Raw genomic sequence first — 25,790 nt, forward strand, 5'->3', positions numbered from 1 at the left:
CGGCCCCTCAGCGGTGTCAGACGGCGGCGGCCTGCAGGTCGGGGTCGCCGGCGCGGCCGTGGTCGATCACGGAGTTGACGATGTCGTCGAGCCGGCGCTGCGGCGCGTACCCGATCAGGCTCTCGGCGAGCCGGATGTCGGGCATCCGGCGCTGCATGTCCTCGTAGCCCTCGCCGTACGCCTGCTCGTAGGGGACGTTGACGATCTCGCTGGCGGAGCCGGTCAGCTGCACGACCCGCTCGGCCAGGCCGGTGATGGAGACCTCTTCGCGGCCGCCCAGGTTCACCGCGCGGTTCTGCGCCGCGGGCGTTTCGAGCAGCCGCACCACCGCCGGCACCACGTCGAACACCGAACCGAAGCAGCGGCGCTGGGTGCCGGTGCCGTAGACGGTGATCGGTTCGCCGGACAGCGCCTGACCGACGAACCGGGGCACGACCATGCCGTAGCGGCCGGTCTGGCGCGGCCCGACGATGTTGAAGAACCGGGTGATGACGCAGGGCAGCCCGGACTCCTCGCCGTAGATGTAGGCCACCAGCTCGTCCAGCCCCTTGGCGGCGGCGTAGGACCACCGGCTCTTCAGCGGCGAGCCGAGGATGCGGTCGGCGTCCTCGCTGAGTCCGTCCGCGTCGTTCTTGCCGTAGACCTCACTGGTGGAGGCCACCATGAACCGGGCGCGCCGCCGGGCGGCGGCCGCGACGACGTTCTCGGTGCCGTGCAGGTTGGTGTGCAGCGAGTGCAGCGGCTTGTCGACGATGGTGTGCACCCCCACCGCCGCGGCCAGGTGGAACACCGCGTCGCTCTCCGCGATCACGTCGTCCACCAGGGTCTTGTCCAGGACCGAGCCCTTGACCAGCTCGAACGACGGATGGCCGGAGAGCTGGGCGAGGTTGGACTCGCGGCCGGTCGACAGATCGTCCAGCGCCACCACGCTGTGCCCGTGGGCGATCAGGTGGTCGCACAAATGCGATCCGATGAATCCGGCGCCTCCGGTGACAACGGCCTTCAATGGAGCCTCCCCGTTTGCGGGTGGTTCGGTTGGGACGCGCCCCCGCGGGTGTGCGGGGGCGCCGGAACGCGCTAGGCGAGCAGCCGCATCGCGTAGAAGCCTTCGGCCAGCGCCACCCCGGTCTGCATGCCGCGCAGCACCGCGAGGCTGCGCAGGGTGAGCTCGGAGCGGGTGTGCGGGTGCTCGTGGATCTGGGTGCCGTACAGCCGCATCGCCGCGAGCTTGGCCTCCATCGCGTCCTCACCGAGCTCGACCAGGAGGTTGGGCGAGGGCGCCGACTCATACCGCCACTGGTCCGCGGCCTCCTCGTAGGCGAGGACGAGTTCCGGGTGGTGGCGCAGTGCCGCGTTGGAGGGCCGCAGTGCGGTGTGCACCGCCTCCGCGGTGACCTGGTGGTCCTGGTTGTAGCTGGTGCGGTGCGGGGCGATGACGACGGTGGGCCGGATCCGCGCGATGGACAGCGGGCTGTGCCGCTCGATCGCGTTGGACAGCTCGAACCGCGGCAGGGCGTCCAGCTTGAGGTGGTAGGCGTCGCCGGGGAACGCGATGTTCCAGTCGTCCCACCGGAAGTGGTCGGCGACTTCCTTGATCTCGGCGAACCGCTCGTTGGCGGTGGAGAAGCCCTTGGCGGAGACGTCGGCGGTGTCGCCGACGGTGAGGAACTGCACGTAGACCTCTGCGCCGGCCGCCTTCGCGCGGTGCATGAGGCCGCCGCATCCGAGGGTCTCGTCGTCGGGGTGCGGGGCGAAGACCAGGATGCGCTGCTGTGACCAGTCGATCGTCATCGTCGGATCCTTACCGGTGGGGGACTGTACAGAGCGGAAGGGCGCCCGGGCCGCGCCGGGCCGCGGCACGGCAGGGCGCGGCCGGCGGACGCACGGGTCCGCCGGCATGCGGAAGGGAGTGGAGCGGAGAGCGGGCGAGGGTGCGGCTCAGGGGTCGGACGGCCTGCCGGTGCGGGCCTCGCGGAGCAGCTCGATCCCGGAAGGCCCGGCGTTGAGCAGCAGGTCGAGGGCTGCCATCCGGGGCAGGAACCCGCCGTCCTTGGGCCGCCGGTTGTGCTGGGGGTACTCCGGGTGGCGGAAGCCCTGCCACTCGACCTCGATGCCGTACCGGTCGAACACCGCGCGGTCGACGTAGTCCCGCGCGCCATCGCCGGAGAGCATCCGGTCGGCGCCCGCCTTCGCCGCGAGCTGGGCCAGGAGTTCGCTCTTCTGGCCGGGGAACTCGCCGAGCTCGCTGGCGCGGATGAGCGGCGTGCCGATGCCGAAGGCGTCCAGGACGAGTCGGGTGGTGGCCAGCGCCAGGTCGTCCAGGTGCTCCCACTCGGCGTCGTAGAGCGCGCCGACGCGCTCGGCGTAGTCATCCCAGAATGGCGCGTTGCGGTAGCAATGCTCCGCAAGGGAGCGGCGGTGCTTTTCCTGCCACGGCTGGGACGCGTCGATCATTTTGTCCTTGATCCGCTCATTCCGGCTCTGCTGGATTACCGGAACGGTGAGCAGAACGGGGCCGTTCCTGGACGCGACGTAGTTCCTGTTCTGCCACCCTTTGCGCTCGTACTGGACATGATCCAGAACGATGAAAAGGTCGCATCTGTCGATCTTGTCGATGAGGCCCAGCCACGGCAGATAGTGCGGCTGGTGCAGGGCGACGCGCACTGGGCTTCCTCCGGGGCGGGTCGGTGCTCTCCGCGGCAGCGGCCGCGGTGATCGCTGGACTGGCGGGCCACCGGAGCGCGGTGGACCTGCAGGGGCGTGGTCGGTCGGGGGTGGCTGGTCCGGCCGGCAGCGGACGCGGCCCCCTGCCGCCCGCCGGTTCGGTGCCGCGGGCTCGGTGCGGCCGCCGGTTTCGCCGAGTTCGTCCGGTCGTCGGGTGGCGAAGTACGAAGAATGTGCGTAGAACGGTCCGTACTGCACCCCTTCCGGTATTGCATCAACGGGCCCCGGGCATCGCAAGGGCGCCTCTTCGATTGGCGTGGCCTAAACAGGTCGCAGATCAGGGTGAACTCTCTGAGCGGCAGGCGCGTCAACTCAATGCTGGCTTTGTCGGTTAACGTCAGCCCGAAACCGACTGGCCGCACTTGTCCGCTCCGTCCCCGGCGCATCATGGGTGCGCCGGCCGTCCGGGAGGCTCCCGCGCCCCCGCCAACCCCCGAGACTCCCCCCCCTGGCCCCGTGGAGGCAGAGACCGTTGCGTACCGCACGCTTTATCGGCAGCTGGGCGGCCGGGCTCATCGCCCTGAGCCTGGCCATAGCCCTGTTCGTCTTCTGGCTCCAGTTCGCCCTCGGCGCCGCCGGGGCGGGCGGAGCGACCCCCGTCTTCCTGTGGATGGCGTTCGGCGTCAACCTGCTGGTGTGGACCCTGATCGGCGGCGTCCGGCTGGGCGACGACTCGGTCCGCGCGCTCGCGTCCCGGCGCGCCCTGCGCCGCTCCGGCCGGCGCGAGCGGGTGCTGGCCTCCGCCGGTGGCGGCGGGTCCGACGAGCGCGTCCTGGTCCGCTCGCGCGCCGCGCAGACCGGCGCCGCCGGCGCTGCCGGTGCGGGGGGCGCGGGGCCGCTGGACACCCCCGCCGGCACCGCAGGGATGCTGCCCGCCGCCGACCAGGAGCGCGATCCGGACACGTCTGCGGCCGGAACCGGACGGTCAGGGGATGTCCGTAAGGGGGGTGGCGCGCCCGCGGCGACCGCCGAGGAGCCGATCTCCCTGGCCGTGATCATCCCCGCGCACAATGAGGAGCCGGTCATCGACGGCGCGATCGCGTCGGCGCTGCGGCTGTTCAACCGCTGGGACATCTACGTCGTCTCGGACAGCTCGCACGACAGCACCGCCGACATCGCGGCCGAGACCGGCGTGAACGTGCTGGAGCTGCTCAGCAACCGCGGCAAGGCGGGCGCGATCGAGGCGGTCATCGCCGAGTTCGACCTGACGCAGAACTACGACGCCGTGGTCATCCTCGACGCCGACACCGAGCTGGACGAGGGCTACGTCGAGGGAGTCCGCCGCCAGTTCGCCGAGGAGAACGTGGCGGCCGTGGCCGGCTTCGTCGTCGCCGAGTGGAAGCCGGAGCAGCGCACCCTGGTCGGCCGCCTCATCTCGGCCTACCGCGACCGGCTCTACTGGATGCTGCAGTACCTGATGCGGTTCGGCCAGACGTGGCGGTTCACCAGCACCACGTTCATCGTGCCGGGCTTCGCCAGCGCCTACCGCTCCGACGTGCTCAAGCAGCTCGACATCAACCCCAAGGGGCTGGTGATCGAGGACTTCAACATGACGTTCGAGGTGCACCACAAGAAGCTCGGCCGGATCTCCATGCGGCCCCGCACCCGCGCCTACTGCCAGGACCCCTTCACCCTGGGGGACTACGTCAAGCAGGTCCGCCGCTGGACCCTGGGGTTCTGGCAGACGGTGCGCCGGCACGGCATCTGGCCGAGCCTCTTCTGGTTCGTACTGTTCTTCTACATCCTCGAAGTGCTCCTGGTCGCGGTGCTGCTCATCGGGACGGCGCTGCTCGGCCTGTTCATGGTGCTGCCGCCGCTCACCGGCGGGGCGGTCCTGGGCGCCGGCTTCTACGCGGCCGCCTATGCCGCCGTCGGCGCGGTGCTGCCGCTCAGCGCGATCGCGGTCGGCCTCTTCGTCCCCGACTACGTGCTCACCTGCGTGATGGCCACCATCCGCCGCCGGCCCAGCTACCTCGTCTACGGGCTGTTCTTCCTGCCGATGCGGCTCGTCGACTCCTTCCTCACACTGCGCACCCTGCCGCAGGCGTGGAGTGCCGCCTCCGACGGCCGGTGGAAGAGCCCGACGCGCACCTCCGGCCCGCTCTAGGACGCCGCCGGGCGGCTCCGGCGGCGGGCGGCGCCGGCCAGTGCCCGGGGTGCTCCGAGCACCCCGGGCACTGGCCGCGGCCCCCAGCGCTTAGGCTGCGGGGAGCAGGAGGCGTTCGCCCAGGCCGGGGCCTGTCCGGGCCCGCGGCGGCGCGTGCTCCGCCACCCGACCGACCGATCCGCACACCGAGGTGCCCTCGTGGACCGAACCCGCCTGTCCTTCACGCTGTACCGAGTGCTGGCCTACGCCACCGGCATCGCGCTGATCCTGCTCACCTTCGTGGCGATGCCGGCCAAGTACATGGTGGGGGAAAACTCCGCCCTCGCCCTGATCCCGGCGCCGGCCGGGACCGAGGCGCTGTTCGGTCCGGACTCCGCGCTGATGCTGTGGACCGCCATCCCGCACGGCTACATCTACATGGCCTACGTGCTGGTGGTGATCTGGCTGTCGCTGCAGCGCCGCTGGTCGGCCGCGAAGACCCTCGGCGTGTCCCTGGCGGGCACGATCCCCTTCCTCGGCCTCGTCATCGAGCACCGGATGGCCAAGGCGGAGAAGGCCGCCATCGAAAAGGAGCGCGCGGGGGCTCCGGCCGCAGCGTCCTGACCGGGTCCGGCCGCCCGGGGCCGGATGCCTCCGGCGGACCGCCCCGGGCCGTCCGGATCCGGACCGGCGGGCGAACTGATCCCGGCCCGGCAGAGGGGCCCGGACGCGTCCACCGCGTCCGGGCCCCTCTGCCGTGTGCTCAGGGCGCGGACGTCCCCGCGCCGACCGGTGAGCCCGCCTCCGGGCCGTCCCCGCCGCCGTCCTGCTCGGCTGCCGCTTCGGTGCGGGCGTCCTCCAGCTCGCGCCGCATCAGCGAGATCCAGAACACCACCACCGCGCCGCCGAACACCGCCCACTGCGCGGCGTAGCTCACGTTCTTCCAGTTCCACACGATGCCCTGCTCGGGCTCTGGTGCGGGGGCGGGCTGCATGGTCTGGGCCGCGTCCGCGGCGAACGGGCTGCCGGTCTCCGGCGCCTGCTCGCCGAGCACGATGAAGCCCTCGTAGAGCTGCTGCGGCCAGGTGTTGATCAGCACCGAGGGGGCGAGGCGGGCAACGTGGCCCTCGGGGAGGTCGACCGGGGAGAAGCCCTCCTCGTCCTTCTGCGGCGGCTGCAGCCAGCCGGCGACCTCGACCTCGCCCTCCGGGGCGGGCGGGATGTCCTCGGGGACGCCGTCCTCGCCCTCGGACCAGGGGATCCAGCCGCGCGCCACGGTGACGGCCGTGTCGGTGCCGCCCGCGGAGCCGGTGACCAGCGGTGCGATCACGAAGAAGCCGGCCTCGCCGTCGGCGTTGCGGCCGGCCGCCAGCAGCGGCTCGGTGTCGGCGAAGGTGCCCGTGGCGCGGACGGCGGTGTTGCCCTCCTGCTCGGGCATGTAGGCGCCGGGCGAGGAGACCTCGTCCAGCGGCTGCGCGGCGGCCAGCTCCTGGGCGGGGCTGGTCACCGAGCCGCGGTCGGGCTCCTGGGCGCGGAGGTACTGCCAGTAGCCCGCGCCCATGCAGACCGCGACGGCGAGCACGGCCAGCAGGTGCAGCCCGATCCACCTGGGCGTCAACAGTCGGAATCGCACCCGTCCAGGCTATGTCCGCCCTCGAGCGGGCGCCCCCCGCCCCCGACTTGACCGAACCGGCCGGCCCCTTGGGGTGGGGCAGCCCCGAGAATGGCCATCACTTTAAGTAATTTCCTGTGACAGAGGGTTGTTGAGTGAGGTCGAGGTGGGTAGTCTCTGTACCAGCGCGAGAGGGAAGTCACCGAAAACGCGCTATGCGAGCTTTCCAGGCCGCGACTCCAGGGGGGAGGAGTCGCAGGCCGTTCCCAAGCGAAGGCCGCCTCCGTGATTTTTGAGGGGGGACACGGAGGCGGCCTTCGCGCTTTTGTGTGTGCGGGCTGGTTCTGGGTGGGGCCGTCTGGGGTGCGGGTGGGTTCGGCGAGGGCCGGCGGCGGGTGCGGGCCCCGCGCGCGAAGGCCGCCGCTTTGCCCGCTACCCCTTGGCGTCCTGCACGGTCTGCATCACCTCGGTCGTCGTGGCTCCGTCGAGCGCCTCCCGCACGATGTCGGCATGGCCGCAGTGCTGCGCCGTCTCCCGGAGGATGTGGCCCAGGATGCGCCGCGCTGACCAGGCCGCGTTCGGTGCGAACCAGGGCGCCGCGGGCAGCGGTGCCGTGGCGTCCAGGCTGGGAAGTGCCCGCACGGCCTGCTCCGTCGCCTCCTCCACCGCGGAGTAGCGGTCGAGGACACTCTGCAGCGTCTCGCCCCCGACCAGGCGGAACCCGTCTTCCCAGGAACCCTCCGGAGCAGGGGGCTCCTGCTGCTGCATGATGCAGATCCACATCGACTCGGTGAGCGCCACGTGCTTGACGATCCCCGCGAGCGTCAGCTCCGAGACCGTGGTGCGCCGGGTGGCGGCCGCCTCGTCCAGGTCCCGCAGGGTGAGCCGGAGGAACCCGCGCTGCTCGCGCAGGAGATCGAGCATGTCCTCCGCTCCGGCCGGTCCCTGCGCCGGAGTGCCCGCCGCGGTGTTCTCTGCCTGCTGCTGCTTGGCCACGATGTCCGTCCCGTTCGCTCGTCCGCTGCTGTCCGGGAAAAGTACTGGCCAATGCGGACAGGATCAGTCCGCATCGGCGGTGCCGGGCGGATCTTGGGACGAGTGCGCGGCAGGCGCGCCCGGATTCCGCCGGTTGCGTGTCGCTGACCTCCCCTTACGTGCTCCGTGTCTAGATTCATGGTGAGGTGCCCGGTGCTATGCGGGCGCGGAGTAGGCGGAGGTGGGCCGGGGTGGGGGAGTCGGCCGAGGCGGTCTGGAGGATGGCGCGCCTGGCTGCGGTCGCCGGCCTGCTGATCGCCGCCATGGTGCTCACCACGGCCGGCGGCGGCGCCGTCGTGCTGCGGGACGCGTTCCGCGCCGCCCTGACGATGCCCCCCGGCTTCGACCCCTCCTCCTACGCGGAGGAGTCGGTGCTGCTCGACGCCGAGGGCGAGGAGTTCGCCCGCGTCCACACCAAGCACCGCACGTCGGTGGCGCTCGGCGACGTCGCCGAGCCGATGGTCGACGCGGTTCTCGCGGTGGAGGACCGGCGCTTCTACGAGCACGGCGGAGTCTCGCCGAGTTCACTGGTACGCGCCGCGCTGTCCACCCTCTCCGGCGACGTGCAGGGCGGTTCCACCATCACGCAGCAGTACGTGAAGAACGTGCTGGTGGAGGCGGCCGAGGACGAGGCGGAAGCCGATGCGGCCACCGAGGTCACGCTCGCCCGCAAGCTCCGCGAGCTGCGGTTCGCCCTCGGCGTCGAGCAGGCCATGGACAAGGACGCGATCCTCGAGGGCTACCTCAACATCTCCTACTTCGGCAACGGTGCCTACGGCGTTCAGGCCGCCGCCGAGCGGTACTTCTCCACCGACGCCGCCGACCTCACCCCCGTGCAGGCCGCGCTCCTCGCCGGCCTGGTCAAGGGCCCCTCGATCTACGACCCGCTGAACGAGCCCGACGCCGCGGTCTCCCGCCGCGCCACGGTCCTGCAGGCCATGGCCGACACCGGAGCGCTCGGCGCCGGCACCGCAGACGAGCTCGCGGCCTCCCCGCTCGGCCTCGACCCCTCGCAGATCCGCGGCGGCTGCCACGACAGCAGCCAGCCGTTCTTCTGCTCCTCGGTGCTCGCCTGGGTGGAGCGCCAGCCCCGGTTCGGCGCCACCCCGGAGGACCGGTCGCGCTGGCTGCACCGCTCCGGAGCGCGGATCACCACCACCCTCGACCCCGCGGTGCAGGAAGCGGCCCAGCAGGCGGTGGACCGCGGCGTGCCCCGCGGCCGCGACGCCGGCAAGGTCGCAGCCCAGGCCGTCGTCGAGCCGGGGACCGGCGCGGTGCTGGCCATGGCGCAGAACCGCCGGCACGGCTTCGACGGCGAGGACACCACCGCCATCAACCACGCTGTGGACACCGCGGAGGGCGGCGGCGCCGGATTCCAGGCCGGGTCGGTCTTCAAGGCGTACACGCTCGTCGCGGCGCTGGAGGCCGGGTACGCGCCGGACCGGCAGCTCGCCAGCCCCCGAACGCTCACGGTCACCGGCCAGCGCACCTGCTCCGGCAAGGAGCTCAAGCCGTGGCGCGTCGGCGGGAACGGCGGCGGGCCGCGCCGCACCGACCTGCGCGGCGCGACCGCCGTCTCCTCCAACACCGCCTACGCGCAGCTGCAGAAGAGCGTCGGGCTGTGCGCGGTGGTGGAGGCGGCGCAGCAGCTCGGCGCGCACCGCGCCGACGGCGAGCCGTTCGGCCAGTGGAACTCCTTCACCCTCGGCGACCAGGAGGTCTCGCCGCTGACGGTCGCCGAGTCCTACGCGACGCTCGCCGCACGCGGCGTGCACTGCGCCGCGCAGCCGGTGGCCGCGGTGGAGACCGGGGGTGAGACCCGGGAGATCAGCCCCGACTGCGAGCGCGCGGTGCCGGCCGGGACCGCCGATGCGGCGACCGACGTGCTCACCGCTCCGTTCGGCAAGGACGGCACGGCGGCGGGGCTGCGGCCCGGCCGCCCGGCCGCCGGCAAGACTGGTACCACCGACAACGCGGCGGCCGCCTGGTTCGCCGGCTACACGCCGGAGCTGGCCTCCGCGGTCGCGGTCGGCGACCCGCGCGGCGGTGGCGCCCACCCGCTGCGCGACGTCACCATCGGCGGGGTGCACTACGGCACCGTGCACGGCGCCGACGTGCCCGGCCCGATCTGGCGCGACACGGTCGCCGAAGCCCTGCGCGGCCGCCCCAAGGCCGACTTCGCGGAACCTCCGCGGGCACCGTCCTTCGGCGGCGGATGGAGCCGGCCCGACCGGGCGTCCGGCGCGCCGGTACCCGACGTGGCCGGCCTCCCCTACGCCGAGGCGGCCGAGCGGCTCCGCGCCGCGGGCTTCCGGGTGCGCGAAGCGCGGTCGCCGATCCCGTCCGGCGAGCCGTCCGGCCGGGCCGCCTCCACCAACCCCTCCGCCGGTACCCGGCTCGCCGAGGGCGCCGTCGTCAACCTCTTCCGCGCCCGCTGACCGCCGGCCGCCGCGCGTCCGAGAACGACCCCCGCCCGGGGCGCCCGCCCTAGCCGCCGTGTGCCCCTCCGGGCCGCTGCTCCGTTCGCGCCTCCGGCCGGCTCGGACACCGGCGCCGAACTCGGACGCCGCTGCGGGGGGAGAGAGGAGGGGGCGAGGCCGGGCCGCGGCGCCGCATCCGCCCGCTCCGGAGCGCCGCTGACCGGGGACGACAGCCGCGCTCCGGCGAGTTCCGGTGCGCCTGTGGCCTGTGTCACGGTCTGCTAGGGTCTGGATTCCGGAGGCTTCGGCGCACTGTGCCGCGGGAGCAGCCGCAGACCAGGCCCGCAGCCGGGCCCTCATGTCTGACCGGGCCGGCTCCCGAGGAGGTCGCCGATGCCCGTACCTCTGCAGTACCGCCTTGACGGTCCGGCGGACGGGCCCGCGGTCCTACTCGTTCCCCCGTTCGGCACGTCGTGGGCGGTGTGGGAGCCGCAGATGCCGGAGCTGACCCGGACGCGCCGCGTGGTGCGGCTCAACCACCGCGGGCACGGCGCCTCGCCCGCACCGGAGGGCGCCTGCGCGCTCGGTGACCTGGGCGCCGACGTCGCCGCAGTCCTGGATGCCGCCGGTATCGAGAGCGCCGACGTCGTCGCTGCGGGGCTCGGCACGCTCCCGGCGGCCTGGCTCGCCGTGCACCGGCCGGAGCGCGTCCGCCGCATCGCGCTGGTGGCCGGGGCCGCCCGCGTTCCGCACGCGGCGGCGCTCGCCGCGCTGGGGGAGCGGGCCCGCGCGCACGGCATGGCCGCGGTGCGCGCCACCGTCGGACAGCCGTGGTTCACCCCCGCCTTCGAGCGCGACCGGCCCGACGTGGTGCGGAGCTTCGCCGCCGACACCGCGTCGATCGCGCCGGAGGGGTTCGCCGCCTGCTGCGCCGCCGCGGCCTCCGCCGACCTGTTCCCGCGGATCGGACAGATGCGGGCGGCCGCCCTCGTCGTGTCCGGCGCGCACGACCCCTTCCTGCCGCCCGGCCACGGCCGCCGCCTCGCCGCCGGCATCACTTCGGCGCGGTTCGAGCTGCTGCGCGGCGCCGCCCACCTCGCCACTGTCGAGCGTCCGGACCGGATCAACGAGGCGATCGCCGCCCACATCGGCGTCTGACCCCCCGCCGCGCCCCCAGGCCCGGCCGGGCGGCCGCTGCCCCTGCCGCGGCGCTGCCCCCGCGCCCCATCGGCCCCGCCCGCCGCCCGGGCGGTGCCACATGCGGCCACCCGGCGGATCCGCGTGGTCCAGCCTCGCGCCGTAATGTAGTACTTGTGCTATCAATGAGAGTAGAAATTCGATGAAAGGTCGTGGATGTATGGCAGCCATCGGGGCGCGGGAGCGCCCGACGCCGGACGGGTCCGGCGTGTCCGAGCCCGTAGCGGAGGTGCGCGGGCTCCGCATGCGCTACGGCGCCAAGGACGTCCTCTCCGGCGTCGACCTGCGAATCGAGCGGGGCGAAGTGCTCACGCTGCTCGGCCCCAACGGTGCGGGGAAGACCACGCTGATCGAGATCCTGGAGGGCTTCCGCGGCCGGTCGGCGGGCGAGGTCCGGGTGCTCGGCGCCGACCCCGTCGCCGGCGACGAGGAGTGGCGTGCCCGGGTCGGCGTGGTCCTGCAGTCCTGGCGCGACCACGCGCGCTGGCGCGTCCGGGAAACCCTCGAGGTGTTCGGCGCGCACTATGCGCCCTACTCCACGCAGCGGCGGCCGCGCCCGCGGGACGTCAGCGAGCTCATCCGCCTGGTCGGCCTCACCGACCAGGCCGAGACGAAGGTCGGCGCGCTCTCCGGCGGGCAGCGCCGCCGGCTCGACGTCGCCGTCGGCATCGTCGGCCGCCCCGAACTGCTCTTCCTCGACGAGCCCACCGCCGGCTTCGACCCGCAGGCGCGGGCCGACTTCCACGACCTCGTGCACCGTCTCGCCGACGAGGACGAGACCACGATCCTGCTCACCACGCACGACCTCGACGAGGCCGAGAAGCTCGCCGACCGGATCGTGCTGCTCGCCGGCGGGCAGATCGTCGCCGACGGCAGCCCGGCCGCGCTGGCCGACGCGCTCGGCGGCGACACCGAGGTGCGGTGGCGGTGCGGCGGCGAGCGGTTCGTGCACTCCGCCGCCGACGGCACCGCCTTCGTCCGCGGCCTCTTCGACCAGTACGGCGGCGAGATCTCCGACCTGGAGGTCCACCGCGCCCGGCTGGAGGACGTCTACATGGATCTAGTCCGCAAGCACGAGAACGGCGCCGGAACGGGCGGCCGCGAAGGGAGCGCGGCATGAGCGGCGCCGTGGGAAGCAGAGCCACCGTCCGGGTCGGGCTGCGGCGCGGCTGGATCGAGACGCGGAGCTCGCTCACCGACCCGATGGAGATGTTCGGGTCGCTGTTCATGATCGGGATCATGCTCGCCGTGCTGTTCTTCCTGCGCGGCGACGACCTGGAGGCCACCGGTGTCTCGGTGGGCCTGGCCGGGGTGCCCGGCGTGATCGGCATGCTGGTGGTGATGGGCGGCCTGGTCAGCACCGCGACGTCGCTGGCCATGGACCGGGAGGACGGAACGCTGCTGCGCGCCAAGGCGCTGCCCGGCGGCGTGTCCGCCTACCTCCTGGGCAAGGCCGTCTACATGGTGCTGCTGACGGCGGCCCTGCTGGCGATCGTGTTCACCGCCTGCGCGGTGCTGTTCGAGGGTTTCGCCGGGGCCTTCGTCTCCGGCCTGCCGATGGTCGTCGGGGTCCTCGTCCTGGGGATGGCCGCGTGCGTCCCGGTCGGCGCCGCCCTCGGGGCGCTGTTCGAGAGCCCGCGCGCCGTCGGGATGGTCGGTATGGTCCCGATCATGGGTCTCACCGCGATCTCCGGGGTCTTCTACCCCGTCACGATGCTGCCCGAATGGGTGCAGGGGCTGGTGCAGGTCTTCCCGGTCTACTGGCTCGGCCTGGGCATGCGCAGCGCACTGCTGCCCGACACCATGCTGGCCGTGGAGATCGGCGAGTCCTGGCGCACCCTGGAGATGGTCGGGGTCCTCGGCGCCTGGGGGGTCGCGGGCTACCTGCTCGCGCCGTTCCTGCTGCGGCGGATGGCGCGACGGGTGACCGGGTCCAAGGTGGAAGAGGCGCGGCAGAGGGCGATGACGCGGGTTGGCTGAGCAGGCACAGCAGGCAGAGCAGACCGCCGCGGAGCGGGGCGCCGGGCGCGGCAGTGCCGCTGCGCGCGGCAAGGGCGCGGCCCAGAGCGAGCCGATCTACAACCGGATCGCCGTGATGCGCGTCGAGCGCGGAATCTCCCGGCGCGACCTCGCCGAAGCCCTCGGGGTGCACTACCAGACCGTCGGCTACCTGGAACGCGGCGAGTACAGCCCCAGCCTGCACCTCGCGCTGCGGATCGCTGCGTTCTTCGAACTGCCCGTGGAGGCGGTGTTCTCGACGGAACCGTTCCCGCGGATCGGGGCCGGGTGAGCTGAGCCGGGCGTCCGCCGCGCGGCGTGCGCCGGCCCCGCCCGCCGAGACGGGCGGAGGGGGCCGCACGATGCTGCGGGCGGATCAGAGCAGGAAGGGGTCCGGCCCGGCCCAGCCGTCGCGGTCGCGCAGCCGGACCTCGGCGAGCTCGTCCTCAGTGAGGACGCGCGGCTCGCCCAGCCGGCGGGCCTCGACGTAGACACCGCAGAGCCACTCCAGCAGCTCCATCGCCGCGAACGCCTCCTCGGCTCCCGCGCCGAGCCCCACGCCGCCGTTGCCGGCGAGCAGCGCCGCGCGGCGGCCCTTGAGCGCCTTCACGGCCTGGTCGGCGAGGTCGCCGCTGCCGTAGGGCGCGTAGGGGGCGACCGGGACCGCGCCGCCGAGCCGCGCCGCGGCCCGGTGGACCGGCGGCAGCTCCGGCAGTACCGCGGAGACGGAGGCCGCGCGGTCACCGTAGGACTGCACGACGGCCCCGGCGCCGGTGTGCCGGTAGACGGCGGTGTGCAGAGTGGTGTCCGCGGCGGGGCCGCACCGGCCCTCCACGATGCCGCCTTCGACGGAGAGCACGGGGCAGTCGCCCGGCTCGACCCGGTCGAGCGGCACGTCGGCGGGGGTGACGGCGAACAGGTCGCCGCTGCGGACGCTCACTGCGCCGCCCCGGCCCAGGGAGGGGCCTGCGGCGGCGAGCCGGCGCGCGGTGAGGGCGGCGTCCCTGCGCTGCTGCTCCAGAAGCATGTGTCCTCGTGCGGGTCGCGGGGGAACGGGCGGACGGGGGACCCGGACGGGCCGGGCGCGCCGCCGTCAGGGGGTCGGCGTCTTAGGTTTGCCTTATCACGGTAACCCCGGGTCCCACCCTCCTGTCCACCCCTGCGCCCGCCGGCCGGCTCCGCGCCGCCCCCCGCTGTGCGCTGTCGGTCCTGGTGAACTGTCCCGCGGGCCGGCCTCCAGGGGGGACGGCACCGCGGCCGCGACCGCGGGCCGGGCGCGGCGCGCGGGCCCCCGGTCGCACTGGCGATTACTCAAAGTCACAAGCCTCGGCCGCGTTGCGTGATGTGAACCACCGTTGCGCTGCCGGGTTTGGTGCCAATTGCACCGTCTGCGCTGGTCAGAATGCGAATATGTGACTATTTCGATCATGTCTCGGCGCGTTTAAGGCAGTTTGAAGCGAAAAACGCTGGGCACAAGGGAGCCGTGATGCAACCCTACGTAACACTCCCGAGCAAGCCGTACCTCTCCGCTCCGGGATCGGCCACCGCCGCCAGCCTCTTCACCGGCGGTGACTGGCGCCCCGCAGCCGCGGGGGGCACCCGCGACGTCCTCGACCCCGCGGACGCGTCCGTGCTGACCGTCGTCAGCGAGGGCACCGCCGCCGACGTCGACGCCGCCGTCACCGCAGCCCGCACCGCGTTCGACCGCGGCGACTGGGCGCGCACCCCGGCCGGCGACCGCGGGGCGATCCTCGGCCGCATCGCCGACCTCCTCCAGCGCGACCGCGACGAGATCGCCCTCATGGAGTCGCTGGACACCGGCAAGACCGTGGAGGAGGGCGGTATCGACGTCGACGACGTCACCGCCGTGTTCCGCTACTACGCCGGCCTTGCCGGCGCCGACGCCGGGCGCGTCATCTCCGCTCCGGAGGGCGTGCTCAGCCGCGTCGTCTACGAGCCGGTCGGCGTCTGCGCCATGATCACGCCGTGGAACTACCCGCTGCTCCAGCTCTCCTGGAAGATGGCGCCCGCCATCGCCGCGGGCAACACGATGGTGATCAAACCGAGCGAGATCACCCCGGTCACCACGCTCAAGCTGGTCGAGCTCAGCCTGGAGGCGGGGGTGCCGGCCGACGGCACCGTCAGCGTCGTGCCCGGCACCGGGGCCGAGGTCGGCGCCCGCATGGTCGAGCACCCCGGTGTCGACCTGGTCTCGTTCACCGGCGGCCTCGCCACCGGCAAGCGGATCATGGCCGGAGCCGCAGAGACCGTCAAGAAGATCGCACTCGAACTCGGCGGGAAGAACCCCAACATCGTCTTCGCCGACGCCGACTTCGAGGCCGCCGTCGACACCGCGCTGATGGCCGCCTTCTTCCACTCCGGCCAGGTCTGCTCCGCCGGTGCGCGGCTCATCGTGCACGAGGACATCCACGACGCCTTCACCGCCGAGCTCGCCCGGCGCGCCGACGCCATCGTGATCGGCCGCGGCCAGCAGGAGGGCGTCCGCTGCGGGCCGCTCGTCTCCGCCGAGCACCGCGCCAAGGTCGAGGCGGCCGTCGCCCGCGGAATCGAGGAGGGCGCCACGGTCATCGCCGGCGGCAAGCGCCCGGACGCCCCCGAGCTGGCCGGCGGCTACTTCTACCGGCCGACCGTGTTCACCGGCTGCACCCGGGAGATGGACATCGTCCAGACCGAGGTGTTCGGCCCGGTCGTCACCGTCGAGACGTTCCGCACCGAGGAGGAGGCGATCGAGCTTGGCAACGACACCGACTACGGGCTGAGCGGCGGCGTCTGGACCTCCGACGCCGGCCGCGGCGACCGCGTCGCCGCCGCCCTCCGGCACGGCACCGTGTGGATCAACGAGTACGGCCCCTACTTCCCCGGCGCCGAATGGGGCGGCTTCAAGCGCTCCGGCGTCGGCCGCGAACTCGGCCACGCCGGCCTCGACGAGTACCGCGAGGCCAAGCACATCTACCGCAACCTCGCCCCCGCCCGGCAGGGATGGTTCGACGGCGCCTGACTCCGCCCCCCCCCCCCCCCCACGCCCGGGCGCCGCGGCGCCCGGGCGCATCATCCTGCCCCACCCCTGCCCCACCACCGCGTCCAAGGAGCGCCTATGTCCGGGACTTCCGGATCCCACCGCGAAGAGCGGTACGACTACGTGATCGTCGGCGGCGGCACGGCCGGCTCGGTCATCGCGAACCGGCTCACCGAGGACCCCTCGGTGCGCGTCTGCGTCATCGAAGGCGGCCCGTCGGACCTCGGCGAAGACCGCGTCCTGCAGCTGCGCGAGTGGCTCGGCCTGCTCGAGAGCGACCTCGACTACGGCTACACCACCACCGAGCAGCCGCGCGGCAACTCGCATATCGTCCACTCGCGGGCCCGCGTGCTCGGCGGCTGCTCGTCGCACAACACCCTGATCAGCTTCCGGCCGTTCCCGCAGGACCTCAGCGACTGGGTGGCCCTCGGCGCCGAGGGCTGGGACAACGCCACCGTGCAGTCCTACGCCGACCGGCTGAAGAACAACATCGTCCCGATCGCCGAGAAGGACCGCAACGACCTGGTCAAGGACTGGGTGACCGCGTCCGCCGAGGCCACCGGCGTGCCGGTGATCGACGACTTCAACGCCGAGACCTCGCACCGGGGCGGGTTCAGCGACGGCGTCGGGTTCCTCTCCATCGCCTACGACCCGCACACCGGCCGCCGCTCCTCGGCGTCGGTCGCCTACCTGCACCCGATCATGGGCGAGCGCGCCAACCTCGAACTCAAGCTGGAGACCTGGGTCGACCGGATCGTGTTCGACGGCGGCCGCGCGACCGGCGTGCAGGCCGCCACGGCCGGCGGCGAGCGCATCACGGTCACCGCCGAGCAGGAGGTGGTGCTCTGCGCGGGCGCGGTCGACACCCCGCGCCTGCTGCTGCTGTCCGGCGTCGGCCCGGCGGCCGACCTGGAGTCGGTCGGCATCGGCGTGCGGCACGACCTGCCCGGAGTCGGCGAGAACCTGATGGACCACCCGGAGTCCATCATCATGTGGGAGACCACCCGCGACGTCCCGGACGAGACGGTCATGCACTCCGACGGCGGGCTGTTCATCCGCCGCGACGAGAGCGACCCGCGCCCGGACCTGATGTTCCACACGTACCAGATCCCCTTCGACGACAACACGAAGCGGCTCGGCTACGACTCGCCGGGACCGAAGCGGGCGATGTGCATGACGCCGAACATCCCGCGCTCGCGCTCCCGCGGCAAGCTCTGGCTGACCAGCGCCGACCCGCAGGACAAGCCGGCCCTGGACTTCCGCTACTTCACCGACCCCGACGGCTACGACGAGCAGACCATCGTCGACGGCCTCAAGATCGCCCGGAAGATCGCCGCGACCGAGCCGTTCGCATCCTGGATCGCCCGCGAGGTGGCGCCGGGACCGGACATCACCACCGACGAGCAGCTGTCCGAGTACGGGCGCAGGGCGGCGCACACCGTCTACCACCCGGCCGGCACCTGCAAGATGGGCGCGGCGGACGACACGACCGCCGTCGTCGACCCGCAGCTGAAGGTCCGCGGCCTGTCCGGGCTCCGGATCGCCGACGCGTCCGTCTTCCCCGCCATGCCGTCCCCCAACCCGATGGTCACCGTGCTGACCATCGGCGAACGCGCGGCCGACCTGATCCGGGCCGACCGCGCCGCCGGCTGACCCCCCATCCACGTCGGCGCGCGCCGACAGCTTCGCAGGCGGCCCCGCCCCGCCGCTGCGCAGCAGCCGCCCCGGCGGCGGCGCGCACCGAGCCCTCCGAGGACATCCCTCGGCGAGCCCCTCGAACAGGGCAGACCTGGTCGTCCGGGCAGCAGGGGGCCGAGCGCCCGCACCGGCGGCGCGGCTGAGCCGCGACCGCCGGCAGAGCGCCGGACAGCAGTCCCGTCCCCCCCTGCCGCCCCGGCGGCCGAACCGAAACGACGCCCCGCACCGCGTGTGCGGGGCGGCCACTGAGGTGACTTCAACTCCATGAACGCCCCGAACGCAGGACAACAGAACAGCGGAACCCCCTCCGCCGCCGCAGCCCCCGCTGCGGACGGCTCCGCGGCCCCCGCCGCGGGCGCCCCCGCCGAACCGAAGATCTCGGTCCGCGGCCTGTGGAAGGTCTTCGGCAAGAACGCGGAATCGATCATCGGCAGCGAACACGAGCGCCAGGACCGCGACGCGGTCCGCGAGGCGACGGGCTGCACCGTCGCCGTGCGCGACGTCTCGTTCGACGTCCGCCCCGGCGAGATCTTCGTCGTCATGGGCCTGTCCGGGTCCGGCAAGTCGACGCTGATCCGCTGCCTCACCCGGCTCATCGAGCCGACCGCCGGCGCCGTCGTCCTGGACGGCCGGGACATCCGCGAGTGCGGCCCGGACGCGCTGCTCGAGCTGCGCCGCCGCACCACCGCCATGGTGTTCCAGCACTTCGGCCTGCTGCCCAACCGCAAGGTGATCGACAACGTCGCCTACGGCCTGGAGGTGCGCGGCGAGAGCAAGGCCGCCCGGCACGCCCGCGCCCGCGAGATGATCGACATGGTCGGCCTGTCCGGCTACGAGGACTCCCGCCCGGGCCAGCTCTCCGGCGGTATGCAGCAGCGCGTCGGCCTGGCGCGCGCCCTCGCCGTCGACCCCGAGGTGCTGCTGTTCGACGAGCCGTTCAGCGCGCTGGACCCGCTGATCCGCCGCGACATGCAGCAGGAGGTCCTGCGGCTGCAGAGCGAACTGCGCAAGACCTCGGTGTTCATCACCCACGACCTGTCCGAAGCGCTCAAGCTGGGCGACCGCATCGCCATCATGCGCGACGGCGAACTCGTCCAGGTCGGCACGCCCGAGGAGCTGGTGGGCAGCCCGGCCGACGCCTACGTCCGCGACTTCACCGCCGACGTCGCCCGCACCGACGTGCTCACCGTCCGCTGGCTGATGCGCGACGCGCGCGGCGGCGAGGCACTCGACGGGCCCGAGGCCGCGCCCGGCACGGTCGTGCGCGACATCGTGCCGCTGCTCGCCGAAGGCTCCGCGCCCGTGCGCGTGGTGGAGGACGGGCGGCTGCTCGGCGTGGTCGGCCGCACCGACGTGCTGCGCATCATCGCCGAAGACCAGTCCGACGACGGCAAGCTCGGCTCCGGTGCCGAGGGCCGCGCGGACACCGCGGAGGCGTGATCATGTCCGCTCCCACCACCGCACCGGCGCCGCAGGCCCCGCAGCGCGGCCCGGCTGCCGCCGCCCCGGGCAGCGCGACCGGCCCGCTGTCCTGGCTCCGCCGCACCTGGGTGCAGGCCGGCCTCGTGCTCGCCGTGCTGCTCGCCGGCTTCGCGCTGCTCCGCGGCGCGATGCCGTTCCCCGGCGGGCTCGATCTCGGGCTGAGCGCGCTGCTCGACGACGTGTACGCCTGGATCGTCGTCAACCGCAACACCAGCCCGCTGTTCCTCTACGGCTTCAACTACGTCTCGGTGGGGCTCGGCTCGGCCGTCATCCTCATCAACCAGCTCCTCACCCTGCTCACGCCGTTCGGCGTCGCGGTGCTCGGCGTGTTCGCGGCCTGGCGCGCGGCGGGCCTGCGCACGGCGGCGTTCGTGCTCGCCACGTTTGCCCTGTTCGGCCTGCTCGGGCTGTGGGCGCCGGCGATGACGACGCTGGCCCTGATCATCACCTCGGTGCTGCTGGCGCTGGCAGTGGGCATCCCGGCCGGCATCGTGGCCGGCCGCCGGCCCGGCTTCGAGCGCGCCATCCGGCCGGTGCTCGACTTCATGCAGATCATGCCGGCGTTCGCCTACCTGATGCCGATGCTGCTGCTGTTCGGCATCGGCAACCCGGCGGCGGCGGTGGCCACCACCGTCTACGCCATCCCGCCGGCGGTGCGCATCACGGCGCTGGCCATCCAACGGGTCGACGCGGGCGCCGTCGAGGCGGCCCGCTCACTGGGCTCCACCCCCCGCCAGCTGCTCCGCAAGGTCCAGCTTCCGCTGGCCAAGCGCACCATCCTGCTCGGCGTGAACCAGACCATCATGCTCGCCGTGTCGATGGTCGTCATCGCCTCGGTGATCGGCGCCGGCGGCCTCGGTGACGCCATCTACCAGGCGCTGAACAAGGTCGACGTGGGCGGCGCCTTCGAGGCGGGCCTGGCCATCGTGCTGATGGCGATCGCGCTCGACCGGGTCACCGCGGCCAGCGGCGACGCGGCCCGCGGCCCGCGGATCGCGCCGAACCTGCAGCTGCCGGTGCTGGCCGGCGGGCTCGCCGCGACCGCGGCCGCCGCCGTCGCCGCCCGGCTCGCCGGCCTGGCGCTGTGGCCCAGCACGTGGACGCTCAGCATCTCCGGGCCGATCAACGCGGCCAACGAGAGCGTGCAGGGGGTCATCGGCGACGCCACCGCGTGGATCGGCGCCCGCACCCTCGCGGTCCTGCTCGACCCGCTGCGGCTGGTGCTCACCGAGTCGCCCTGGTGGCTCGTCGTGCTCGCCGCCGCGGCGCTCGGCTGGGTGCTCGGCGGCTGGCGCACCGCCGCGGTCGGCGGCCTCGCCATCCTCGCGACCGGCCTGCTCGGCGCCTGGGAGAACAGCATGGACACGCTGTCCCAGGTGCTCGTCGCCGCGCTGGCCACGGTCGTCGCCGGCTTCGCCGTCGGCGTGCTCGCCGCGCGCAGCGACCGGTTCGCCGCCGTGCTCCGGCCGGTGCTGGACGCGATGCAGACCCTGCCGCCGTTCGTCTACCTCATCCCCGCGGTCGCGCTGTTCGGCATCGGCCGCATCCCGGCGCTGGCGGCCGCCGTCATCTACGCGCTGCCGCCGGTGATCCGGCTGGTCAACGACGGCATCCGGGGCGTCTCCCCGCAGACGGTGGAGGCCGCCCGTTCGATGGGCACCGGCCGCCTGCAGATGCTCCTCAAGGTCCAGCTCCCGCTGGCCCGGCAGTCCCTGCTCCTGGCCGTCAACCAGGGGATCATGATGGTCCTCGCCATGGTGGTCATCGGCGCCCTCGTCGGCGCCGGGGCGCTCGGCTACGGCGTTGTCTTCGGCATGGCCCAGAACCAGTTGGGCCTCGGCCTGACCTCCGGCCTCGCCATCGTCGCGCTGGGACTGTTCCTCGACCGGCTCACCCAGAGCGCCGCGCGGGCCCGATAGGAGGCAACGACCATGACCGAAGCGAGAACCCGGAGCCCGCGTACGCCCGGCCGCCTGCTGCGCCGCCTGCGCGGCGGCGCCAAGGGCGGGTGGCTGAAGGCGGGCGCCCTGGCCGCGGCCGCCACGATGGCGACCTCGTGCGCCGTCCAGGCCAACGACGTGCTGCGCGACCCCAACACGGTGCGCATCGCACTCAACGGCTGGGTCGGCTACGAGGCCAGCGCCGCCGTCCTGGAGCACCTCCTCACCGAGGAGATGGGGTACCAGGTACAGCTGGTCCAGCTGGACGAGCAGCCCTCGTGGCAGGCGCTCGACCAGGGCGCGGTGGACGCCATCGTGGAGAACTGGGGCCATGACGACCTGATGGAGATCTACGGCCCCGACGGCAACGGCACCGTCGTCGACGGCGGCCCGACCGGCAACATCGGCCACATCGGCTGGTACATGCCGGCCTACCTGGAGGAGGAGTACCCGGGCATCACCACCCCCGAGGGGCTCGCCGAGCACGCCGAGATCTTCCAGACACCGGAGAGCGGCGACGCCGGCCAGTTCCTCGCCGGCGCCCCCGGTTTCGTGACCAGCGACCAGGGGCTGATCAACCACTACGGCCTGCCGTTCGAGATCGTCTACGCCGGGTCCGAGGCAGCGCAGCTCACCGAGGTGCGGCAGCGCTACGCCGAAGGCGAGCCGGTGCTGTTCTACGCCCAGGACCCCACCTGGGTGCAGAGCGAGCTCGACCTGGTCCGGGTGGACTTCCCCGAGTGGACCGAGGGGTGCGACGCCGACCCCGAGGACATCGCCTGCGACTACGAGCGGCTGGACCTGAACAAGATCTACCGCACCGGGTTCGCCGACGAGGGCGGCGAGGCGTTCGAGCTGATCGACAACTGGAACTGGACCAACGAGGACCAGAACGAGGTCAGCACCCTCATCGCCGGCGAGGGCATGGATCGGGAAGACGCGGCCGCGCAGTGGGTCGCTGACAACCCGGACGTCTGGCGCCCCTGGATCCCGTGATGCAGAGGCGCGGCCCCGCGGGCCGGGGCGCCGTGTCCGTTCCGCGCACGCCGTGCGGAACGGGACCCTGTATGGGGCGCGTCACGGACCGTGGCCGCATAGGATAGGCAGAACCACCGCGGCGGCGGGCGCAAGCGCCCGCCGCCGCGGCGCTGTCCTGCGGCTGCGGCCCGCTGCGGCGCCTCCGGCATCGGGGACTGCGCCCCGGAGAGCCGCTGCGCCTCGAACAGCGGGAGCAGGACGAACAGCGCCGATCGACCTGCGCCGCCGCCCGGCGGCCCCGCGACGTCCCGGGAGCGAGGAGTCCCCGTGCCCCTGTCCCTGCGCCTGGCCGGCTCCGCCTGCGCGGCGCTTGCCGCCCTGCTGCTCACCGCCGCCTGCGGCGGCCGGGCCGCGGAGCCCGCCGCGCCCGCCGGCGAGGTCCGCATCGCCGTCAACGGCTGGGTGGGCTCGCAGGCCAACGCGGCGGTCGCCGCCCGCCTCCTGGAGCGCGAACTCGGCTACACGGTCGACCTCGTCACCGTCGAGGAGCAGGACGCCTGGCACGACCTGGGCGCCGGCGGCATCGACGCGATCCTGGACAACTGGGGCCGGCCCGGGCTGATGAAGCAGTACAGCGCCCAGGACCCGCCGCTCGTCGTCGACGGCGGGCCGAACGGGACCCAGGGCCGGATCGGCTGGTACGTGCCGGCCTACCTCGCCGAGGAGTACCCGGAGATCACCGCGCCCGACGGGCTGGCCGAGCACACGGACCTGTTCCGCCCGGAGCCCGGCGAGCCCGGCCGCTTCCTCGCCGCCGACCCCGGTTTCATCACCCGCGACCAGGAGCTGATCGACCGCTACGGCCTGGACCTGGAGATCGACTACGCCGGCTCCGAGGAGGCGCAGGTCGAGGAGGTGCGCGCCGCCTACGACCGGCGCGACCCGGTGCTGTTCTACTTCTACGAGCCGCAGTGGCTTTTCGCCGAGCTGGACCTGGTGCGGGTCGATTTCCCGGATGGCGGGTGCGGCGAGACCGGGGACGCCGGCGACGCGGCGTGCACCTACGCGGAGCGGCCCGTCACCAAGGTGTTCTCCACCGAGTTCGCCGAGTCCGGCAGCGCCGCGCACGCCTTCCTCGACGCGTGGCAGTGGACCAACGCCGACCAGGACCGCGTCGCCCAGATGATCAGCGGCGAAGGGCGGGCGCCCGCAGCGGCCGCCGATGCGTGGATCTCCCGCAACGCCGACGCCTGGCGCGAGTGGATGCCCGCCGGGCACTAAGACCGATGCGGCCCGCCGCTCCCCAGGCGCCGCCAGCGCGTTCTGAGCTGATCGGTCGACCAGTACCGCGCTCGCGCGGCCCCGGGTGCGGATGCCGGGGCGGTGCCCCGGGCCCACGGCGAGTGTCGTGTGTTTTGTGGCGGATTCGCCACCGAATCGATAGCGCATTCCGTGCACCTGGCCGAAGCAGTTGCGTTTTTCGCATCTAGAATGGTGCTACACGTCGGATATTTACCGCGTTGCGCGGTCCGCTGCGCCTGGTAGGCGCCGCCCCGTTCGAGCGCTCCGCGGTTTCTGCCGCACTCTGGGTCGCTCTAGGTGAGGACGTATGCGCTCTTTCCCCCGATATCCCCTCCCAGCATCCCGCCCCGCCGGCCCGCGCCGCGGACTGCGGGCGGCGTCCGCCGCTGCCGCAGCGGCGCTCCTGGCAGCCGGCTGCAGCGCCGGTGAGGAACCGGTGGAGGACTCCAAGCAGGTCACCATCGCCGTCAACCCGTGGTCCGGCTACGAGGCCAACGTCGCGGTCCTGTCCTACCTGCTGGAGAACGAACTCGGCGTCACGGTGCAGCTCGAGGAGCTCGACGTCGAGCCGACCTGGCAGGGGCTGGCGGCCGGCAACGTCGACGTCAACCTGGAGAACTGGGGCCGCGACGACCTGATGGAGATCTACGGCGACCCCGACTCGCCGGCGGTCGTCGACGGCGGGGAGACCGGCCTCTACGGCATCCACGGCTGGTTCGTGCCCAGCTACGTCGCCGAGCAGCACCCCGAAGTGATGGACCTGGACGGGCTGAAGGCCAACACCGACGTGTTCGACACGTCGGAGACGTCCGGCGGCACCGGCCGCTTCATCTCCAGCGACCCCCTGTTCCAGAGCCAGGACCAGGGCATGATCAACCACTTCGAGCTGGACCTGGAGATCGACTACGCCGGCTCGGAGGAGGCGCAGATCGACGAGGTGCGCGCCGCCTACGAGCAGGAGCAGCCGGCGCTGTTCTACTTCTACGAGCCCCAGTGGGTCTTCGAGGACCTCGACCTCACCCAGGTCGAGCTGCCGGACTACGTCGACATGTGCGACCTCGACCCCGACGACATCGGCTGCGGGTACCCCTCCTACGAGCTCACCAAGGTCTACAGCACGGACTTCGCCGAGGAGAACGGTGTCGCCTACCAGTTCCTCGACCGCTGGCAGTGGAGCAACGACGACCAGAACGAGGTCGCCAAGATGATCGCCGACGAGGGGCTCTCCTACGACGAGGCCGCCGAGAAGTGGCTCGAGGCGAACGAGGACGTCTGGCAGGAGTGGCTCCCGGCGCAGCAGTGACCGGCCGTCGTCCAGACCGGAGCAGCCTGCGGTCGAGGCGGCTCAGGGCGGCTGGAACCCTCGCCGGGCGGGGGCCTGCCCTTGTCCCCTTCGCGCTACCCGGCGGCGGTCACGCGGCGGTACGGCCTGCCGCCGACGCCATCCCGAGCCACGTGTGCGGGTTGCCCTCCCAGCACCAGCCCAGCTTCGGCGCGCGCTCGCTGATCCACAGGGCCGGCACCCGCCGGTCGCGGCTGCGTGTGCCGCCCAGCGAGAAGCACTTGTTCTTTGCCAGTGCGCCGGGGACCAGTGCGGCCAGCGCGATGCCCTCTTCAATGGTGAGCGGGGTGCGCCCGCGTGCGCGGACTTCGTCCATCGCGGCGGACGGGACCGCGCCGCAGAACTCCTCGCCGCGCTCCACCCCGGTCACCAGGTGGGCGGGGGCGTCCGGAACGTCTGCCTCCGCGGTTGAGGTGAAGCGGTCGAGCGCCCCCTCTTCGTAGTTCCGGTCGATGCGGCCGGGCCGCGGCTCGGTGCGCGCCCGAGGGGCGCGCGGCAGGCGGAGCAGCTCCATGCGCACCGCGATCGGAACGGTGCTGCGCGCCGGCACCAGCAGGAACGGCGCAGCGCCGGGCTCCACCGCACCGGCGATCGCCGCAGTGCGCGGGCGCAGCGGGGCCAGCAGCGCCGCGAAGGCGTCGTCGCCGAGGCCGGACGCGGCACCGTAGCCGAGCTCCAGCAGCAGGGCGAGCTGGCGATCGAACTCTGCGGTCCCTTCGGTGCGGCGCGCGTCGGCGGCGCTCGGGGCGGCGCCGGCCCCGATGGGCGCGGGCGGGGCGGTGTCGGTACGGGTCATGCGGCCTCCCAGAGGGCGGTCGTTGCGGACCGGACGATGCGCCAACGCGGCGCCGCGGCCCGGAACTCCCCGCGGTGGGCAGATCCAGCGCACAGCCAGCCCGGCGCCGGTGCCTGGGCGCCTCCGGAGTACCCGTCGCTGAT

At 73.1% G+C, this 25,790-nt stretch carries 21 protein-coding genes; 14 read left to right on the forward strand and 7 right to left on the reverse strand.

The window, feature by feature from the left end:
* Nucleotides 1-16 precede the first annotated feature (16 nt).
* From ACYVGT_RS06870 to ACYVGT_RS06880, 3 genes are all read right to left on the reverse strand, one after another.
* Nucleotides 17-1,006, reverse strand: a complete 990-nt coding sequence (locus ACYVGT_RS06870) for an NAD-dependent epimerase/dehydratase family protein (RefSeq protein WP_460855583.1) — start codon at nt 1,004-1,006, stop codon at nt 17-19.
* A 71-nt stretch (nt 1,007-1,077) separates the two neighbouring features.
* The gene (locus ACYVGT_RS06875; protein WP_460855584.1) at nt 1,078-1,791 is read right to left on the reverse strand and encodes a PIG-L deacetylase family protein; all 714 of its coding nucleotides are present in this window, start codon (nt 1,789-1,791) and stop codon (nt 1,078-1,080) included.
* A 147-nt stretch (nt 1,792-1,938) separates the two neighbouring features.
* The gene (locus ACYVGT_RS06880; RefSeq protein WP_460855585.1) at nt 1,939-2,664 is read right to left on the reverse strand and encodes a WbqC family protein; all 726 of its coding nucleotides are present in this window, start codon (nt 2,662-2,664) and stop codon (nt 1,939-1,941) included.
* 532 nt (nt 2,665-3,196) lie between these two features.
* Here ACYVGT_RS06880 and ACYVGT_RS06885 point away from each other — a divergent pair.
* Both ACYVGT_RS06885 and ACYVGT_RS06890 read left to right on the forward strand, forming a co-directional pair.
* A complete protein-coding gene (locus ACYVGT_RS06885; protein WP_460855586.1) occupies nt 3,197-4,831 on the forward strand; it encodes a glycosyltransferase family 2 protein in 1,635 nt (544 codons plus the stop codon).
* A gap of 198 nt (nt 4,832-5,029) precedes the next feature.
* Entirely contained in the window at nt 5,030-5,434 is a 405-nt protein-coding gene (locus tag ACYVGT_RS06890) for a DUF3817 domain-containing protein (RefSeq protein WP_460855587.1), read from the forward strand.
* A 139-nt stretch (nt 5,435-5,573) separates the two neighbouring features.
* On the opposite strand, the gene ACYVGT_RS06895 is transcribed toward ACYVGT_RS06890, so the two are convergent.
* On the reverse strand, nt 5,574-6,428 hold the full coding sequence (locus tag ACYVGT_RS06895) for an SURF1 family protein (protein WP_460855588.1): 855 nt from the start codon (nt 6,426-6,428) through the stop codon (nt 5,574-5,576).
* Between the two features lie 426 nt (nt 6,429-6,854).
* On the reverse strand, nt 6,855-7,418 hold the full coding sequence (locus ACYVGT_RS06900) for a DinB family protein (protein ID WP_460855589.1): 564 nt from the start codon (nt 7,416-7,418) through the stop codon (nt 6,855-6,857).
* Nucleotides 7,419-7,648: 230 nt separating this feature from the next.
* On the opposite strand from ACYVGT_RS06900, the gene ACYVGT_RS06905 reads away from it, so the two are divergent.
* The 5 genes from ACYVGT_RS06905 to ACYVGT_RS06925 all read left to right on the forward strand — a co-directional run bounded on the left by ACYVGT_RS06905 (nt 7,649) and on the right by ACYVGT_RS06925 (nt 13,364).
* Nucleotides 7,649-9,895, forward strand: coding sequence for a transglycosylase domain-containing protein (locus tag ACYVGT_RS06905; protein WP_460855590.1), 2,247 nt, complete (start codon nt 7,649-7,651; stop codon nt 9,893-9,895).
* 375 nt (nt 9,896-10,270) lie between these two features.
* A complete protein-coding gene (locus ACYVGT_RS06910) occupies nt 10,271-11,035 on the forward strand; it encodes an alpha/beta fold hydrolase (protein WP_460855591.1) in 765 nt (254 codons plus the stop codon).
* Nucleotides 11,036-11,234: 199 nt separating this feature from the next.
* The gene (locus ACYVGT_RS06915) at nt 11,235-12,194 is read left to right on the forward strand and encodes an ABC transporter ATP-binding protein (protein ID WP_460855592.1); all 960 of its coding nucleotides are present in this window, start codon (nt 11,235-11,237) and stop codon (nt 12,192-12,194) included.
* Nucleotides 12,191-13,054 (forward strand): ABC transporter permease, encoded by an 864-nt coding sequence (locus tag ACYVGT_RS06920; protein ID WP_460855593.1) that lies wholly within the window; start codon nt 12,191-12,193, stop codon nt 13,052-13,054. The genes ACYVGT_RS06915 and ACYVGT_RS06920 overlap by 4 nt, the downstream gene beginning before the upstream one ends.
* Before the next feature lie 94 nt (nt 13,055-13,148).
* Complete coding sequence (locus ACYVGT_RS06925) at nt 13,149-13,364, forward strand: helix-turn-helix transcriptional regulator (RefSeq protein ID WP_460855711.1); 216 nt, start codon at nt 13,149-13,151, stop codon at nt 13,362-13,364.
* A gap of 84 nt (nt 13,365-13,448) precedes the next feature.
* Here the strand turns inward: ACYVGT_RS06925 and ACYVGT_RS06930 are convergent, their stop codons facing one another.
* On the reverse strand, nt 13,449-14,099 hold the full coding sequence (locus tag ACYVGT_RS06930) for a class II aldolase/adducin family protein (protein WP_460855594.1): 651 nt from the start codon (nt 14,097-14,099) through the stop codon (nt 13,449-13,451).
* A gap of 459 nt (nt 14,100-14,558) precedes the next feature.
* Here ACYVGT_RS06930 and ACYVGT_RS06935 point away from each other — a divergent pair, with 459 nt between their 5' ends.
* From ACYVGT_RS06935 to ACYVGT_RS06965, 7 genes are all read left to right on the forward strand, one after another.
* Nucleotides 14,559-16,091, forward strand: a complete 1,533-nt coding sequence (locus tag ACYVGT_RS06935; protein ID WP_460855595.1) for an aldehyde dehydrogenase family protein — start codon at nt 14,559-14,561, stop codon at nt 16,089-16,091.
* A gap of 96 nt (nt 16,092-16,187) precedes the next feature.
* Entirely contained in the window at nt 16,188-17,762 is a 1,575-nt protein-coding gene (locus tag ACYVGT_RS06940) for a GMC family oxidoreductase (RefSeq protein WP_460855596.1), read from the forward strand.
* Nucleotides 17,763-18,071: 309 nt separating this feature from the next.
* Complete coding sequence (locus ACYVGT_RS06945) at nt 18,072-19,247, forward strand: quaternary amine ABC transporter ATP-binding protein (protein WP_460855597.1); 1,176 nt, start codon at nt 18,072-18,074, stop codon at nt 19,245-19,247.
* A 2-nt stretch (nt 19,248-19,249) separates the two neighbouring features.
* Nucleotides 19,250-21,208, forward strand: a complete 1,959-nt coding sequence (locus ACYVGT_RS06950) for an ABC transporter permease (RefSeq protein ID WP_460855598.1) — start codon at nt 19,250-19,252, stop codon at nt 21,206-21,208.
* 126 nt (nt 21,209-21,334) lie between these two features.
* Nucleotides 21,335-22,225: an ABC transporter substrate-binding protein gene (locus ACYVGT_RS06955; RefSeq protein ID WP_460855712.1), complete on the forward strand. Its 891-nt coding sequence runs from the start codon at nt 21,335-21,337 to the stop codon at nt 22,223-22,225.
* A 309-nt stretch (nt 22,226-22,534) separates the two neighbouring features.
* Nucleotides 22,535-23,488, forward strand: a complete 954-nt coding sequence (locus tag ACYVGT_RS06960) for a glycine betaine ABC transporter substrate-binding protein (protein WP_460855599.1) — start codon at nt 22,535-22,537, stop codon at nt 23,486-23,488.
* A 457-nt stretch (nt 23,489-23,945) separates the two neighbouring features.
* Nucleotides 23,946-24,812: a glycine betaine ABC transporter substrate-binding protein gene (locus tag ACYVGT_RS06965; protein ID WP_460855600.1), complete on the forward strand. Its 867-nt coding sequence runs from the start codon at nt 23,946-23,948 to the stop codon at nt 24,810-24,812.
* Between the two features lie 109 nt (nt 24,813-24,921).
* Here ACYVGT_RS06965 and ACYVGT_RS06970 read toward each other — a convergent pair whose 3' ends face one another.
* Nucleotides 24,922-25,647, reverse strand: coding sequence for a DUF5701 family protein (locus ACYVGT_RS06970; RefSeq protein ID WP_460855601.1), 726 nt, complete (start codon nt 25,645-25,647; stop codon nt 24,922-24,924).
* Nucleotides 25,648-25,790: the final 143 nt, after the last annotated feature.

It is taken from the genome of Nocardiopsis coralliicola (genome assembly GCF_054779695.1).

Coding starts and splice junctions, on each gene's coding strand:
- ACYVGT_RS06915 (WP_460855592.1), top strand. CDS start 11,235: ATGGCAGCCATCGGGGCGCGGGAGCGCCCGACGCCGGACGGGTCCGGC.
- ACYVGT_RS06945 (WP_460855597.1), top strand. CDS start 18,072: ATGAACGCCCCGAACGCAGGACAACAGAACAGCGGAACCCCCTCCGCC.
- ACYVGT_RS06940 (WP_460855596.1), top strand. CDS start 16,188: ATGTCCGGGACTTCCGGATCCCACCGCGAAGAGCGGTACGACTACGTG.
- ACYVGT_RS06970 (WP_460855601.1), bottom strand. CDS start 25,647: ATGACCCGTACCGACACCGCCCCGCCCGCGCCCATCGGGGCCGGCGCC.
- ACYVGT_RS06920 (WP_460855593.1), top strand. CDS start 12,191: ATGAGCGGCGCCGTGGGAAGCAGAGCCACCGTCCGGGTCGGGCTGCGG.
- ACYVGT_RS06930 (WP_460855594.1), bottom strand. CDS start 14,099: ATGCTTCTGGAGCAGCAGCGCAGGGACGCCGCCCTCACCGCGCGCCGG.
- ACYVGT_RS06910 (WP_460855591.1), top strand. CDS start 10,271: ATGCCCGTACCTCTGCAGTACCGCCTTGACGGTCCGGCGGACGGGCCC.
- ACYVGT_RS06955 (WP_460855712.1), top strand. CDS start 21,335: ATGGCGACCTCGTGCGCCGTCCAGGCCAACGACGTGCTGCGCGACCCC.
- ACYVGT_RS06935 (WP_460855595.1), top strand. CDS start 14,559: ATGCAACCCTACGTAACACTCCCGAGCAAGCCGTACCTCTCCGCTCCG.
- ACYVGT_RS06875 (WP_460855584.1), bottom strand. CDS start 1,791: ATGACGATCGACTGGTCACAGCAGCGCATCCTGGTCTTCGCCCCGCAC.
- ACYVGT_RS06950 (WP_460855598.1), top strand. CDS start 19,250: ATGTCCGCTCCCACCACCGCACCGGCGCCGCAGGCCCCGCAGCGCGGC.